We start from the raw sequence: 16,423 nt of genomic DNA on the forward strand, positions 1-16,423 counted from the left end.
AAATCTGATTTGTAGATGGGCAAAGGCTTACCAATAAATTGCGCCCTGAAACGGGCGCAATTTGTTTTAGATGTGTTCCAGTAGCTTTACTCAGAAATAAACCCAGTTGAGCAATGCAATCACAATGGATGAGTACATTATTGAAATGGGTAAACCAAACCGAATAAAGTGGCTGAACTTATAGTTGGCCGCGTTAAACACCAGCAGGTTCGTTTGGTACCCATAGGGCGATATAAAGCTGGCACTGGCTGCAAAGGCAACCGCCAGAGCAAACGGCAGTAACGGTGCACCAATGATTTCTACCAGGCCGTAGGCAAAGGGGAACATTAATGCAGCAGCAGCGTTATTGGTAACAAACTCGGTGAGAAGCAGGGTAAGCACATACACCACAATGAGTGCCATAAGCCAGTTAGTATCGGCCAGATAGGGCAGCAGTAACTCGGTGCTTAAATCGATGACGCCAGACTGCTCGAGCCCGGTAGCCAGCGATAATGCCCCCACTATTACCACAATCAGGTTTAATGGCAGGTTACGCTTTATTTCTCCGTTTGTGGTGACTCTTGCGCCCAGCAGAACGGCGGCAAAAAACAGTAATCCAATGCCGAGCGGCACCATGTCGGTGGCAGCAAGAAATACAGTAAGTAAAAAGCCACCCACGGTGATCCACTCCTGCGGTGTGGAAAGAGGGCGAGCAATACGCTGCTCAGAAAGAATAAAAAAGTTTTTCGAGATATTGTGCCGACTGTGGAAGTCCGGGCCTGCTGCGAGTAATAAAAAGTCACCTGCCTGCAGTTTAATTTCTCCCAGTTTGCCAGAAAGCTGCTCTCCGTCACGGCGAATAGCCACCACGGCAGCATCAAACAGCGCTCTGAAGCCCAGTGCTTTTATCGTCTGGCCAATAATTTGTGCGCGGTTGGAAACGATAACCTCGGTGAGGTTTTCACGCAAAATGCCGTCTGTCTCAGCAAAGGTTTTAAGCCCTTTGATGTGGCTCAGCGTGTCCAGGTTCTTTACATTGCCAGAGAAAATAAGCTTATCATCCGCCTGGATACTTAAATCAGGACTGACCGGCGTAATGAGCTTACCCTGGCGAACAACCTCCACCAGAAACAGTTCAGGCAGGTTACGCAAATGGTTTTGCTCAACGGTTTTACCCACCAATTCTGAGTCTTCACTTACTTCGGCTTCGACGATGTACTCACGGTAATCCCGTTGTTTGCTGGCAATGTCCGGTAGCAGCGGTGAGAGCATAAACATCAGCAGACCACAGCTTAATCCAGCGACTAAGCCAAACAGGGTAAAGTCTAAAAAGCCGAAACCCGGGTGGCCATGTTCTTGTAAGAAACTATCAACGATAAGGTTGGTTGACGTACCAATTAAAGTAACGGTGCCGCCTAATATGGCCGCGTAGGACAACGGGATCAGTAATCGGGAAGCCGGATGATACTGGTTTTGTTTTACCGGGCCGATAAGACTCGCCACAATAGCCGTGTTATTCAGTAACGCCGAAGAGAAAAAAGTGAGACCGAACAATCGCCAGTAAGATTTGGTGAAACTGGCCGTGACCAGTTTACGACCCAGGCGCTTAATAAACGCGGTTTTATCAATGGCGCTGCTAACCAATAGCAGCAAAATAAGCGTGATTAATCCCTTATTGGTGAGGTTATCAAGAATTTGATCAAAGGTGATTTGCTGGGTAGTCAGTAACCCCAGCACCGTTAATGCAAATACAGTAGAAGGGCGCTGATTTGTAAAAATCAGCGCCCCGATGGTACCAAAGAAAAACATTAGTACCAGTAGCTGGTTAAGTTCCATCTTGCGAGAACCTGCTCCTACAGCTTGCTAATATCGAGCGCATTCCAGTGCGGGAAGTGCTTGCGTACCAACTCGTTAAATTCCAGCTCAAAGGCTGAGAATTCCTGGGTTTGATGCTGCTGGTCCTTGGCTATTTCGTCAATGATCATACCGGCACCAACGGTACCGTTGGTCAGGCGATCAATCACGATAAACGCACCGGTTGCACGGTTTTTCTGGTAGTTATCACAAGGCACAGGTTGCGTAAACTTAAGGTCTACCACCGCAATTTCGTTTAAGTTCATGTGAACACCCTGAGTTTTCTCAAGGGTATTTACGTCGATCAGGTGATCAACTTCTGCCACTGAGCCTGGGGTCATCTGGCTGGCAAATTTAAACAAATACTGCTTGTTAGGCATCATTGGCTCATCAGCCATCCATACCAGGTGCGACTTGTACTGAGTGCTTAACAGAGGCAGGTTGTCAGATTTTACAATCATATCACCACGTGAGATATCAATCTCATCTTCCAGTGTCAGTGTTACAGCCAGTGGTGGATAAGCCACTTCTAAGTCACCGTCGAAGGTCACGATGGATTTTACTTTCGACTTCTTGCCAGACGGCAGTGCAGTGATTTCATCACCAGGCTTAACCGAGCCAGATACCACGGTACCGGCAAAACCACGGAAATCGAGGTTAGGGCGGTTAACGTATTGCACCGGGAAGCGGAAGTCTTCGGTGTTAGCATCTTTCTGGATTTCGATGTTTTCCAGCATGGTCATCAGCGTTTCACCGGTGTACCAAGGTGTATGTTCGCTTACGTTTACTACGTTATCACCTTCCAGCGCCGAAATGGGCACAAACTGGATGTCAGTGATATTCAACTGCTTGGAAAACTCCAGGAAGTCTGCCTGAATATCTTTATAAACCTGTTCAGAATAATCCATCAGGTCCATTTTGTTTACCGCAACGATAACGTGCTTGATACCTAACAAAGAAGCCAGGAATGAGTGACGACGAGTCTGGGTTTTTACGCCGGCACGGGCATCAACCATCAGGATTGCCAGGTCACAGGTAGAGGCACCGGTTACCATGTTACGGGTGTACTGCTCGTGTCCCGGGGTATCCGCGATAATAAATTTACGCTTGTCGGTAGAGAAGTAGCGATAGGCTACGTCAATGGTAATGCCTTGCTCGCGCTCAGATTGCAGGCCGTCTACCAGCAGGGCCAGGTCGACTTTATCGCCAGTGGTACCGACTTTTTTACTGTCCTGAGTAATAGCTGCTAACTGATCTTCAAAAATCATTTTTGAGTCGTGTAGCAGGCGACCAATCAGGGTACTTTTACCATCATCTACGCTACCGCAGGTTAAGAAGCGGAGCAGATCTTTTTGTTCGTGTTGTTCTAGGTAAGACAGAATGTCTTCTTTTAATAATGCGTTTTCGTTATTCATGCTTATGCACTCACGAGGAAATAAGGGTTCAACACAGACTCTTTCTGGTTATAAGTAAGAGCCTCGGCGTCAGAGTTCAGCGGGTCAGCAGCGTCCAGTACGGTAACGTCGGCTCCGGCAGCTAATGCTACCGCGTGCGCCGCGCCGGTATCCCACTCAGACGTTGGGCCTAAGCGTGGGTAAAGGTGGGCTTCACCTTCAGCAACCAGACATAATTTTAAAGAGCTTCCCATGGCAACCAGTTCGGTTTCGCCTTCAAGCTGCGCCAGTAGATTTTGAATTTCAGGGCTTTGGTGCGAGCGACTGCCCACGACTTTCCAAAGCTCACCCGGTTGATGTGGCTTAGCGCTGATGGGGGTTACGCCTTCAGCGGTTTCTGTCCAGGCACCCTGGCCAACCACACCCACGTAAGACTTACTCAGTGCTGGTGCGTATACCACACCCATAATTGGCTTTCCGCCGTCGATCAGGGCGATATTTACCGTGAATTCACCGTTTTTCTTGATGAATTCTTTAGTGCCATCGAGTGGGTCTACCAACCAGTATTTATCCCAGGTCTTACGCTCGTCCCAGCTGATATCGGCTGATTCTTCAGACAGGATAGGCAGCTCTGACATTGCTTCAAGACCTGCCACAATAGACTTGTGGGCAGCTAAATCAGCTTCGGTTAAGGGGCTGGTGTCTTGTTTTTCGTAGATAGCAAAGTCACGGTCGTAAATGTCCATGATCTTGTCGCCAGCTTCTTTTGCGATGGCCAGCACCTGAAGTGCCAGTGGATCCGTAATCGCCATTATAATAATCCTTTTTCTTCAAGCAGGTTGAACAGTCGCTCTGCGGTTTGTTCCGCTGGCTCATCCTGATACTGCAAATGTACTTCCGGAGACTGGGGAGCTTCATAAGTAGAGTCGATACCGGTGAAATGCTTAATTTCACCACTGCGGGCCTTTTTATAAAGACCTTTCGGATCGCGCTGTTCGCAAACTTCCAGTGGGGTATCAACGAATACTTCGATAAATTCGCCGTCGGCTAACAGGTTGCGACAAAAGTCGCGGTCGGCCTGGAACGGCGAAATAAACGCGGTTAACACCACCATGCCAGAATCGACAAATAACTTAGCTACTTCGCTGATACGACGGATATTTTCTACCCGGTCTTTATCACTAAAACCCAGATCACCGCATAAACCGTGACGCACGTTATCGCCATCGAGCAGGTAAGTATGCTTACCTTGTTCGTGCAGTTTCTTCTCCAGTAGGTTAGCCAGGGTAGATTTACCCGAGCCACTTAAACCGGTTAACCACAATACGCGCGGCTTTTGGCCAAGGCTTTCGCCGCGAGTATCTTTATTGATCTCGTGTTGATGCCAAACGATATTGGTAGCCATTAGAAGTAACCTTCCATTTTCTTCTTCTCCATGGAGCCTGCGCTGTCATGGTCGATAACCCGGCCCTGACGCTCTGACGTTTTGGTCAGCAGCATTTCCTGAATAACTTCAGGCAGGGTTGCAGCAGTCGATTCCACCGCGCCGGTAAGCGGGTAACAACCCAGAGTACGGAAGCGCACCGATTTCATTTCTGGTACTTCGCCTTCTTCCAGTGGCATACGGTCATCATCAACCATAATCAGCACGCCATCACGCTTAACAACCGGACGAGGCTTCGCCAGGTACAGTTGTGGAATGTCGATGTTTTCTTTGTAGATGTATTGCCAGATATCCAATTCAGTCCAGTTCGACATAGGGAATACCCGAATGCTCTCGCCACGGTTTACCTGTGAGTTATAGATGTTCCATAACTCCGGGCGCTGGTTCTTTGGATCCCAGCGGTGGTTGCTGTCACGGAATGAATAAACACGTTCTTTAGCGCGGGATTTCTCTTCGTCGCGACGAGCGCCACCGAAAGCCGCGTCGAACTTATATTTGTTCAGGGCTTGTTTTAAGGCGGCTGTTTTCATTACGTCGGTGTGTTTTGCACTACCATGAGAGAATGGGCCCATGCCCATGTCAACGCCTTCCTGATTGATGTGTACCAGCAGATCAAAGCCGTGCTTTTTGGCTTGCTGGTCACGAAACTCTATCATTTCTTTAAACTTCCACGTGGTATCAACGTGAAGTAACGGGAAAGGAATTTTGCCAGGAGCAAACGCCTTACGCGCCAAATGAAGTAACACCGAAGAGTCCTTGCCTACGGAATAAAGCATCACCGGATTTTCAAATTCTGCGGCGACTTCACGAAAGATATGGATACTCTCGGCTTCGAGTTGTTTCAAGTGGGTGGTTGACGGGATACTATCAGTCATTTATCGAGTCCGAAGTTGTTTAGGTTTATATACGAAATGATTATATGCATAGAACCCTAACATATTTAGAAACAAAAGTGCTATGTTATTTTGCTATTTGAAATTACGTTTTTATTCCACTGTAATTCAGCCGTCATAAAGGTTGGTTTATTAACGTCTAACGGAAAAATCTGAGCGCGAAAAGTAACAGCAGATGAGCCCTTGATTTGTATGGATTAGCGAGGAAAGAGTAGGGTAAGAAAAGGAAGTCATCAGGCTAATAGCCTATAGAGATGTGCAGCAACACAGGGTGTTAATAAACCCCGCATTGCTGCTCCGATGTGTTAATTAAATAACGTTTTGCTGGTGGTGCAGTGCCTCTTCAAATTTTTCAAAAGTCTCTTTAACGCTTTCCCGTGGTTGCGTTAGTTTAGACACCAGCACAATAGCAATACTCGATAAAATAAAGCCCGGCACAATCTCATACATCCAGGCACTGAGTGACTGACCACCAATGGTAATTGGCAGGTAAATCCATAACAGCACCGTTACTGCGCCGGTGATCATGCCAGCAAAGGCCGATGCCCGGGTCATATGACGATCAAACAAGCTGAATATTACGAGTGGACCGAATGCCGCACCAAAGCCGGCCCAGGCATTACTGACCAGCGACAAAATAGTGCTGTCGCGGTCATAAGCCAGTGCAATGGCCACTGCCGCTACGACGATGACGGATATCCGCCCGGCAATTACCAGTTCTTTCTCCGAAGCATCCTTACGCAGGAATACCTGATAAAAGTCGCTGGTTAGCGAACTGGAGGTCACCAGCAACTGCGAGGAGATAGTACTCATGATAGCCGCCAGAATGGCAGCCAGTAAAAAGCCACCGATTAACGGATGAAACAGCAGTTGTGACAAATAAATAAAAATGGTTTCCGGGTCGATACTAACGCCATCCTGCTGACTCACATAAGCCATCCCGTACAAGCCGGTGAACAAAGCACCGATGATGGACATAATCATCCAGCTCATGCCAATACGGCGGGCAACCGGTACATCTTTAACCGAACGAATGGCCATAAAGCGCACAATAATATGCGGTTGACCAAAGTAGCCTAAGCCCCAGGCCAGCAGAGAAATAATCCCGATAGTCGACAGCGCTGTGTTGGTAGAGGCGTCGATAAACAGGGCGAACAGGTTGGGGTTGATATCGGTGATAATGGCATTGGCATCAGATAAGCCGCCCAGGTTCATGATTACCACAATAGGCACCAGAATCAGCGACAGGAACATAATGCAACCTTGCACAAAGTCGGTCATGCTCACCGCCATAAAGCCACCAATTAAGGTGTAGGCAACCACCACGCCAGCGGTAACATAAAGGCCTAATTCGTAACTCAGGTTAAAAGATGACTCAAACAGCTTGCCGCCGGCCACCACACCAGAAGAGGTATAAAGGGTAAAAAAGATAACAATCACTACCGAAGCAATCACCCGCAGCATGCGCGAGTTATCGGCAAAGCGGTTTTCAAAGTAATCGGGCAGGGTGATAGCGTTATTGGCAATCTCGGTGTATACCCGCAAGCGCGGCGCTACCAGAATGTAATTGGCAAACGCACCGATGGTCAGGCCTACCGCTATCCACATGGCCGATATTCCCGCTACGTACATGGCACCGGGTAAGCCCATTAACATCCAGCCACTCATATCCGAGGCGCCGGCCGATAGCGCCGTTACGGCAGGGCCAAGTTTACGCCCGCCCAGCATATAGCCTTCTACACTGGTATCGGACTCTTTAAAGCTATACCAGCCTATACCCAGCATAACCAGAAAATACAGTCCCAAAGAAATCATTGTGCCAACTGCCATTAGCGTTCCCTTCTCATTATTGTTTGATTTAAGTGTGCTTTTTACGGGGATGCGTTGCTTAAGCCGGTTTGCCCCTAAAGCATCTCGTGTTGGTCCACTATAACAGGATGACAGCCAATAGGTAAGGCGAGGGCTTGAAAGCCCTTAAGTGAAGCTGAGGAATTTATGCAAGTTAATCGTTTATAACGATAAGCTCTATCAGATATGTAAGTTCAACAAGGTTGTGGTGGCATACTGAGTTGTAATCGATAGCGTCTGGCATAATAAATCAGGGGTGTAGACGTGTTCTGCTGAGCCATTTAAGAGTGAGATAAACGGCGGCTGTAGTCGCGCCCGCACTAAAATTTTTCGCAATTATCACTATCTGTCCCTCGGCACTGATTACTTGCTCCACGGTAATGATCAGAGCGACTCCTGATAGCAAACTTATAAAAACGAACAGTATTTCTTTGCTGAGTCTCATATCAAACTCCTGTATATCCGGGCCGCTACCTGGCCATATATTCATAGTGCACATGCACTTGGTATTCAGTGCACCTTTGTGTCTTAAACCTATTTTGGCCTTAATCGCATTTCAGTTTAACTGAACGTCAAAACAGTTTTGTGATTTACAGGAATGGGTGGACAAGCCGGGCAATTCCTGCCCGGCGTTTTACATTAGGGGGCGTTTAAGCCGAGAATTTTAAATATTGCTTAAGTTCTGTTTTAAATGCCGGGATATTGGCATCTTTATCACCTACAACCAGAATGTTGGTTTTATGTAGGGCATAACTGCTGCCCTGATACACTTCGTCAGCAAAGTCGTTGCTCATAGGCTTATCGTGATCTGGCACCAGGAAAACCGACATACGCCCTTCTGGGGTTTCGATAATCAGGTGCAAACTACGGATCGCATCAAGTATGCAGTAATTCGCCGAAGCGATATGACCAATGGATGTATCAAGCTCGGCACCAAACTGAGCCAGCTTTGCATTAACTAACTGTGGTGTTACTTCTGTATTCGCGTGAGGTTGTTCAGTCTCTGCATAGTACATATGCGCCAACGCGGCCTGATCCAGCTGTACGTGTTGTTGCTGCCAGGCAGTGAGGGCAATACCAAAGGTAAAGGCAACACTGGCTGCAAGGCCAATATACCAGCGGTTGCGGCGTTTTTGCTGATTAAACTCCCGCATCGTTTGCTTGAGGATCAATCGGTTAGCTAAGTCGTCAGGCACGGGCACGCTAGCTGCAGTTTTGAGCTTCTCATCAAGTTGCTTGATGTCCTGCCAAAATGCATCGTTGTCTGGATTTTGCGCAGCAGCTTCGAGTAAATCTTTCTCGTTATCCGCGGGGTTGGTATAGACCCGACGGCGAAATTCTAATTCATCCACTATGAAAACCTCTTTGTTGCGACGATGATGTCAGTGCATCCTTTAATTGCGCTCTCGCTCTGAACAGCCTTGTCATAACGGTATTTTTATTGAGTTCCAGTTGCTGGGCGATTTCATCGCCACTAAAGCCAAAGATGATTTGCAACATCAAAGGCTCGCGATAATCCGGTGCCAGCTTACCGATTGCCCGTCGGACCTGACGAACTTCTGCGTCACTGTCCTGATCCTCATTGCCAGCAACGGACACTTCGTCGAAGTCGACTAAATCGAATTGCTTGCGTTCAAAACGCCGGGCGTTTTCCCGTCTCAGAATGGTGATCAACCAGGATTTTGCGGCCTTTTCGTCCTGTAAACTATCCAATGCCCGCCAGGCGCGCAGGAAAGTCTCCTGCACAATATCTTCGGCAGTACTCTTGTCGTTTGTGAGCCAGTACGCATAGCGATAAATATCACCGTGAAGAGCACGTACCAAAGCTTCGTAGCGGAGCGTTTTTTCTTTCATGATTAACCAGACCTGACATTAAATAAATTAATTTCACAAAAGAATAAAATTTTTCAAAAAAAATAAAGGAGCTAAAACGCTCCTTTATTTATCCATTTATCCATTTATCCAAAGTCAGTTAACCAGCGACCAAATTAGCATTAACTGGCAGGGTAGAGGGGGGATAGTCCCTGCCCGGAAGCGCTTTGCCGGTTTGGCAGGCTCTTCAGCTTATTAAGCAGGGCAGATGGATCCCACTTTCCTGGCTGCGACGCGTAGCCTGCGGCCATCATCGCGTCAACCTCAGGCTTTATCTGTTGCTCTATTTGCCAGCGCTTAGCCGCAGAGAACTGACTAAGCCACTGGGTAAGGGCCGGTTGGATTTTCCGGATATCGCCCTGACGAACAATTTGCTGTAACTGATTGACTGACGCTGTGGGTTGGACCGCTTCTGCTTGCGAAGAGGGAAGGTTGCGCGGGCCTCGTTTTTTAAGCTGAACGTAGGTAAAAAGCCAGCCAATAAGTGTCAGCAGCCACAGCGCTAACATGATGGTGTGCAGATTATCCCATTCGTTTTGTGCGGTCTCAGCTGTTCCTGGCTGAGCTGGTGTTTGTTCTTCTTCTGCCGGTTGTGGCTGTTCTGTTTGCATTGGGGCCGGAGTTAGCGCTGGCGTTGATTGTCCGGCTGCGGCTATCACGTTTACCGTGCGACTGGGCAGCTTTGCGTATTCGGTTTTACCGGTAGACACGTTAAACCAGGGCACTCTCACTTCAGGAATAATATAGCTGCCTGCTTTGGTTGGGATCATGGCAACCGATTCGGTGCGCTGCACAATCAGGCGATTATCCTTTTCTGCCGATGCACTGTTGGCCTGGTCCGGATACAGTTTAAAATCCGGCGGATAGATTTGTTCTATCTCCGGCAGTTGCTCCTCTACCACGCCTACCGCGGTAAGCGTAAGAGTGCGGGTGACCGGCTCACCCACCGTAAAAGTATCGCTTTGCCATTCTTCATCCAGTTGTACAAAATCGCTGGGTAACCAATGATAATTCACTTCAGCGGGGATGGGTTTCACCTCTACCTGCACATCCGGCCCTACCCGGTTGATAGTTTGGGTACGGTTAAAAAAGCCAAAGCGCTGATTGGTGTTAGGGGCAATTACCTCGCCGGAGAACACTGGGCCACGAATGGTAAAGGTACCGGATTGCTGGGGTAATACGGCAAAGTTACGCTCCACTACCTGGTAGCGACGGCCATTCACCAGCTCAGTGTATTGCTTGTCATCACCGAGCTGTTGGATTTGCGCGTTTTCCAGTTCTGGTGCTTGCAGACTGCCGCGCTCAATTTGCGAAGACAGATATAGCTTTACTGTATAACGCAACTGCTGCTGTAAATACACCGAATCATTGTTTACTTCGGTACTCACGTAATAATCCCGTGCAGGGGCATTATCCCCTTGCTGAACCGGAATAACTCTTACCTCCACCGGCGCACTTTTTTGTCCTTCAATGGTAAAGGCAGGGATGGTAAATGTTCCGACCTTACGCGGAAACAAGGTGGTGCTCCAGGTGGTAGTCCGCCGGGTATCGAAGTTGATAATTGAGGTTTGCGAGCTGACAGAAGTGCGTCCCACAACAAAGTCACTGAGCAATACCGAGCTGTCGAAAGCTTCTCTTTCAGCATCGCCTTCGGCGGTTACGGTCAGGGTGATGGCTTCATCGAGCATCACCGGGTTTTTATCCACGGTCGCAGTGACGCTGGTTACTTCAGCGTGGGCTGAAAAGGTCAGTAACAGTAACCATATAAACCAATGGCGTTGTTTAAGCATTACCAATCACTCCGGTTTGAATCTGGTGGGCGGCGATACTGCCGCTTCTGGGCTTCCAGTTGCATTTTGCGTTTAAGTAAGAAGGCAGGATCATCAGGGACCCGGCGCAACAAATTGTTCAGCCGCTGCTGGGTTTCCTTATCCCGCTCGCTTTGTTCCTGTTGACCTTGTTGGGCCTGAGCGTGTTGTTCCTCTTGCTCACCTTGCTGCTGTTGTTGTTCTTCGGACTGTGCATCCTGGTCGTCCTGTTGCTCGCCTTCCTGTTGCTCCTGCTCAGACTGTTGATCGGCATTTTGCTGATCTTGTTGCGAGTTTTGCTGTGAATCCTGCTGATTCTGACCATTTTGCTGTTCAGAGTTTTGTTGATCCTGCCCGGATTCACCCTCCTGCTGGTCAGACTGTTGCTGGTCTTGCTGCGACTGATCCTGTTGATTCTGGTCCTGTTGGTTTTGTTGATTCTGCTGTTGTTGGTCCTGCTGTTCCTTGAGCTTTTCGATCAACGCTTTGTTGTCTTTGGCATCAGGGAATGTCGGGCGTTTTTCCAGCGCTTTATTATAAGCGGCTATTGCGGCATCCAATTGACCAGCCCTGGCCAGTGCATTGCCCTGATTGTAATAACCGTCGGCAGTGTCAAACTGAGCATAGGTCTCGGCAGCTGCGGCATAATCACCTTCACGGTACTGGGCTGCGCCTTTCCAGGCTGGGTCCTCAAAATTACTGCTTGCGGCGTCAAACTGCGACGCGTTGTATGCCTCCAAACCTTGCTGATCGGCATTTAAGAAGGGCTTCTTCCACCATGGCAGGCCAGGCATGTCGTTTTGTGGTGCACCTTCGGGTGCTTCTGCCGGCTGGTTTTGTTGTTCCTGAGCGCTGGCTGGCGGCGTGGGTAGGGTCAGTGTGACTGAGACTAACAGAGCAAAGATCAAACCACGCTTAAACGCAAAGGCGGCAATGGGTAATAACAGTAGTAATAAATAAGGGCCGGCCTCGCGCCACTCATCACCCTGGTTGTTATTGTCATTATCCTCGGTTTCGCGATTTTCAAAGCGGCCCGTTGCTGAGAGCTGGCGAATATCGGCATCATTGGCAGTTAACTCGGCAAAGGTGCCACCACCTTGCCGGCTAAGCTGTTGTAGTGCGCCAGCATTCAGTTTGGGTACCACAATCGAGCCATTATTCCGTTTAAGCAATTCGCCGTTGAGCTGCTTGATAGGTGCACCTTCTGCGGTGCCGACACCCAGAATGTTCACCTTAAACGGGGTTTCAGAAAGAAAGTCGCTTAACTCTTTCATTTGTGAAATTTCCACGCCATCGGTGATCCAGTAGAGCATGCCATTCTGAAAGCCGGCATTGGTTAGCAGGGTTTCAGCCAGGCGTAACCCCTGTACCGGATCGCTGCCAGCAACCGGCATAATTTCCGGACTCAAACCCGGTAGCAGCGCGTTGAGGGTATTGGCATCCTCGGTAAGCGGGCTGATCACAAAGGCATCACCGGCATAAGCCACCAGGCCCATATCGCCCTCATCGATTAGGTTAACCAGATCGATAGCTTTGTATTTAGCGCGGGACAGGCGGTCGGGCGCTATGTCGGTAGCGCGCATGGAAAGCGACATATCCAGCACTAGCACATGACCGGTTTTAACCTGATATACCGGTTGCGGGATGCGCTCCCAGGTAGGCCCGGCCAGGGCAATAACGCCTAACAGCCAGGTAAGCGCCAGAAACGGCACAAACAGCGAAGTAACAGATTGTTGTTTTCCGGTAATTAAATGCTGGTAAAGGTGACTGGCAATCACGCCCTGCCAGCCAGTGGCTTTTGCGCGCCAGCGTTTAACAAACCACACTGCTATTAGCAGGGGAATGAGCGCATAGAACCATTCCGGACGTAAAAAATGAAAATCAGCAGGCAGTAACATCATTCGGCTGACATCCTCATTGCAAAGAGTCGGCGCCAGAGCAGACTAAACAGCAGGCCAATAACCGGCAATATGCTTAAAATCAGTGCCAGCGCCAGCGGATAATAATACAGGGCGGTGAGTGGACGCATTTTGCGTTCATCACCGGCAATAGGTTGCAGTTGGTCGAGCATGGCGTAAATTTGTTCCAGCTCGGCGGCATCCCGGGCCCGGAAGTACTGACCACCGGTGGCTTTGGCGATATCGGTCAGCATGGTTTCATCCAGTTCCTGTGAAGGATTGACCTGGCGACTGCCAAAAAAGCTGTTCACCGTCATAACATCGGCACCCACACCAATGGTATACACCGTAACACCAGCATCCACAGCCAGTTCTTTGGCCTGTTCCGGCGAGATATTACCGGCGGTATTTTGTCCGTCTGTGAGCAATATCAGTACACGGTTGGAGTCGGTTTTAAGCTCAAAACGCTTTACCCCTAAACCAATGGCATCGCCGATGGCGGTTTGTTCGCCTACCAGGCCGATAACGGCCTCATCGAGTAAGGTGGCAACGGTTTCTCTATCGTAAGTCAGAGGGGCCTGCAAATAGGCGGTATCCGCAAACAGTATAAGGCCAAGGCGATCGCCGACGCGACGCTTAATAAAATCATGCAGCACTGATTTGATCATGGTCAGGCGGTTTACCTGGCGCCCATTAACCAGCATGTCTTCAATTTTCATACTGCCGGAAAGGTCCACCGCTAGCATCATCTCCCGGCCTTCGCTGGGAATACTCACCGGCTCACCCAGCCATTGAGGACGTGCAGCCGCCAATACCAGGCATACCCAGATAACGGCTGCCAATAAGTGTAGCCACACCGTTGAGCCTTTTGCCGATTGCGTTTCCGGTAAGTTGTTCAGCAGCGTTGGCACACGTAAGGCCACTTCGGCACTCTGGGTTCTGCGGCTGAGTAACCGGATTATCCAAGGTAAGGGTAAAATACAGAGCATCCACCACCAGGCAAACTCAAACATTGTGGCTTACCTCCCCCGTGCTAACAGGCTCTGGCGCTTGTTTTAATCTGGCTTTTTGTAGCCAGAGGCTCACGGCCTCGTGTATTTCAGTTAATTGCTTACTATCGGGCGTAGCAGGCTGATAAGGCCTCTGGCACAGTGCTTCCAGGCCCGACTTTGCTTTGGCCTGATGCTTGTCGGCCAGGCAGTTCAATAGTAAATGGTGCCAGGCGCTGCCATAGGCTGCAGCAGAATACCCAGCATCAAAATAATGCAAGGTGACCCGCTTGAGTAATTGATTGGCTTTAGCCGGGTAGTGGGCATCGACACTCAAATTTTTATGTAACGCGATGGCCTCACGGCGGGCCCGGTTAAATCTGATGTGGCGGACTATTAAATAGATCAGGCCACACAACAACGCCACCACAAGTAGTGCCGCTACCCACCATCCCCAGGCGAGTGGCCACCAGTCTACGCCTTGTGGTGTATGAATATCTTTTAACTGAGCTAACGGGTCCACTGCGACAACCTCCGTAAGCGTTCAAACTGTTCAGTAAGCGGCAGGCCGGCGTCAATAAAACTTAATGAGGTTTTACATTGCTTGAGGTGCGACTCAACCGCCTGCCAGCGAGCCTGCTGACTGGATGAATAATGACGGGCCAGATTGCTGTCGCCTAACAGCCAGGTTTGTTGCTGAGCACCGTTGGTGACATTCACCGGCTGTAAGCGATGCGTTACCGGTAGCTCCCGCTCCAGCGGATCGGTAATGGCCAGCGCACTGACTTCACAATGACGGCTGATTTGCATTAAATGTTGTAAAGCACGCTCTTCCAATTGCAGAAAATCACTGATCACATACACCAGGCTACCCGGTTTAGCCAGACGACGCAGGCGGGCCATGGCGCTTTCCATGTTGGTGTCGGACTGAGAAGACTGTTGACTACGAGCATCATTCTGACACCGCATGAGTTCATGGCAAATAGACAGCACAGCACGTTTACGGCTCAGCGGTTTACACTCGGCATGCATGAAATCGGAATAGACCAGCGCGCCCACTTTGTCGCCGCGCTGAGCTGCCGCCCAGCTAATTAACGCCGTTAAATGTGCCGCCTGGACCGACTTTAGTAACAATTGAGTGCCAAACTGCATGGAAGAAGACATGTCGCACAAAATAAACACCGGGCGTTCGCGCTCCTCCCGATAAACCTTGGTATGGGTTTTACCGGTGCGCGCTGTTACCCGCCAGTCAATAGCGCGGATGTCGTCGCCGGGCTGGTAATGCCTGGCTTCGTCGAACTCCATCCCCCGGCCTTTATGCTTGGTCAGGTAACTGCCCGCCAAACGCGCCTGTGGCGTGCGCCGCGGGGTTAAGTCCAGCAGGTTGGCAAACTGTCGGTACTGCAGTAGTTCTTTGACACCCAAGTGAATGCCATCCGACTGCAATCGTGCTAAATAAGATTGCGCAGTCATAATTTAAGGCACGGCCACCAGATTAAGAATTTTGTCTAGCACCTGATTAGTACGTACTCCTTCCGCCTCTGCTTGATAAGACAGAATAATGCGATGGCGCAGTGCATTGTGAAATACCGCCTGAATATCATCCGGGCCCACAAAATCACGACCGGCCAGCCAGGCATGGGCCCGGGCACAGCGGTCCAGCGCTATGGTGGCACGGGGACTGGCGCCAAACTCAATCCATTCGGCCAGTTCCGGCGCATAGTTTTCCGGGCGCCGGGTAGCCATGATCAGCTGCACCAGATAAGTCTCAAGAGCAGGGGCCATGTGCAGTGCTAAAGCAGCTTTGCGAGCGGCAAAAATATCTGCCTGGCTAAGACTGGGCGGCACTGCCTTCCGTGCACTCAATTCCTCGTTGCGGGTGAGCTGCAGGATTTGCAGTTCAGTATCAGCATCCGGGTAATCAATTTCCAGGTGCATTAAAAAACGGTCTAACTGGGCTTCCGGCAACGGATAAGTGCCTTCCTGCTCCAACGGGTTTTGGGTAGCCATCACCAAAAACAGCTCTGGCAGCTTGTAGGTTTTGTTTCCCACGGTAATCTGATGTTCTGCCATGGCTTCAAGCAGTGCCGACTGCACTTTGGCTGGCGCCCGGTTAATCTCATCGGCTAACACCAGGTTATGGAACAGTGGCCCTTGCTGGAAAACAAATTCACCGGTCTCCGGGCGGTAGATATCCGTACCTGTGAGGTCGGCAGGCAGTAAATCAGGAGTAAACTGCACGCGGTGAAAATCACCATCAATGCCTTTTGCCAGCGCATTGATAGCGCGGGTTTTTGCCAGCCCCGGAGGCCCCTCTACCAACAGGTGACCATCAGCAAGTAATGCAATTAACATGTTGAGCGTAAGTTGAGACTGACCAATTATCTGTGAGTCGAGGTATGCGTGTAATTGTCTGAACTGCTCAGCTGCCATAGGAGAATCTT

General features: G+C 49.7%; 14 protein-coding genes. All 14 read right to left on the reverse strand.

What is annotated here, in order from left to right; translation table 11 throughout:
• Positions 1-90: 90 nt before the first annotated feature.
• Positions 91-1,815 (reverse strand): SLC13 family permease, encoded by a 1,725-nt coding sequence (locus AC566Q_RS08845; RefSeq protein WP_499615887.1) that lies wholly within the window; start codon positions 1,813-1,815, stop codon positions 91-93.
• A 17-nt stretch (positions 1,816-1,832) separates the two neighbouring features.
• Entirely contained in the window at positions 1,833-3,248 is a 1,416-nt protein-coding gene (cysN, locus tag AC566Q_RS08850; protein ID WP_499615890.1) for a sulfate adenylyltransferase subunit CysN, read from the reverse strand.
• 2 nt (positions 3,249-3,250) lie between these two features.
• Positions 3,251-4,039, reverse strand: a complete 789-nt coding sequence (gene cysQ / locus AC566Q_RS08855) for a 3'(2'),5'-bisphosphate nucleotidase CysQ (protein ID WP_499615894.1) — start codon at positions 4,037-4,039, stop codon at positions 3,251-3,253.
• Positions 4,039-4,632, reverse strand: a complete 594-nt coding sequence (cysC, locus tag AC566Q_RS08860) for an adenylyl-sulfate kinase (protein ID WP_105936760.1) — start codon at positions 4,630-4,632, stop codon at positions 4,039-4,041. Before cysC ends, cysQ begins: the two co-directional genes overlap by 1 nt.
• Positions 4,632-5,546 carry a sulfate adenylyltransferase subunit CysD gene (cysD, locus tag AC566Q_RS08865; RefSeq protein ID WP_105936761.1) on the reverse strand — a complete coding sequence of 305 codons (915 nt, stop codon included), beginning with the start codon at positions 5,544-5,546 and terminating at the stop codon, positions 4,632-4,634. The genes cysC and cysD overlap by 1 nt, the downstream gene beginning before the upstream one ends.
• A gap of 327 nt (positions 5,547-5,873) precedes the next feature.
• The gene (gene putP, locus AC566Q_RS08870) at positions 5,874-7,394 is read right to left on the reverse strand and encodes a sodium/proline symporter PutP (RefSeq protein WP_499615897.1); all 1,521 of its coding nucleotides are present in this window, start codon (positions 7,392-7,394) and stop codon (positions 5,874-5,876) included.
• Between the two features lie 668 nt (positions 7,395-8,062).
• Positions 8,063-8,764, reverse strand: a complete 702-nt coding sequence (locus AC566Q_RS08875) for a DUF3379 family protein (protein ID WP_170308570.1) — start codon at positions 8,762-8,764, stop codon at positions 8,063-8,065.
• Positions 8,757-9,266 carry a sigma-70 family RNA polymerase sigma factor gene (locus AC566Q_RS08880; RefSeq protein ID WP_105936765.1) on the reverse strand — a complete coding sequence of 170 codons (510 nt, stop codon included), beginning with the start codon at positions 9,264-9,266 and terminating at the stop codon, positions 8,757-8,759. Before AC566Q_RS08880 ends, AC566Q_RS08875 begins: the two co-directional genes overlap by 8 nt.
• A 140-nt stretch (positions 9,267-9,406) precedes the next feature.
• Complete coding sequence (locus AC566Q_RS08885; protein ID WP_105936766.1) at positions 9,407-11,074, reverse strand: BatD family protein; 1,668 nt, start codon at positions 11,072-11,074, stop codon at positions 9,407-9,409.
• The gene (locus tag AC566Q_RS08890) at positions 11,074-12,993 is read right to left on the reverse strand and encodes a vWA domain-containing protein (protein WP_499615902.1); all 1,920 of its coding nucleotides are present in this window, start codon (positions 12,991-12,993) and stop codon (positions 11,074-11,076) included. The genes AC566Q_RS08885 and AC566Q_RS08890 overlap by 1 nt, the downstream gene beginning before the upstream one ends.
• Positions 12,990-14,003, reverse strand: a complete 1,014-nt coding sequence (locus tag AC566Q_RS08895; RefSeq protein ID WP_499615905.1) for a vWA domain-containing protein — start codon at positions 14,001-14,003, stop codon at positions 12,990-12,992. The genes AC566Q_RS08890 and AC566Q_RS08895 overlap by 4 nt, the downstream gene beginning before the upstream one ends.
• Positions 13,996-14,502, reverse strand: coding sequence for a DUF4381 domain-containing protein (locus AC566Q_RS08900; protein WP_499615907.1), 507 nt, complete (start codon positions 14,500-14,502; stop codon positions 13,996-13,998). Before AC566Q_RS08900 ends, AC566Q_RS08895 begins: the two co-directional genes overlap by 8 nt.
• Entirely contained in the window at positions 14,490-15,455 is a 966-nt protein-coding gene (locus AC566Q_RS08905; protein ID WP_499617425.1) for a DUF58 domain-containing protein, read from the reverse strand. Before AC566Q_RS08905 ends, AC566Q_RS08900 begins: the two co-directional genes overlap by 13 nt.
• Positions 15,456-16,412, reverse strand: a complete 957-nt coding sequence (locus AC566Q_RS08910; protein ID WP_499615910.1) for an AAA family ATPase — start codon at positions 16,410-16,412, stop codon at positions 15,456-15,458.
• Positions 16,413-16,423: the final 11 nt, after the last annotated feature.

Source organism: Alteromonas sp. H02 (assembly GCF_059682525.1).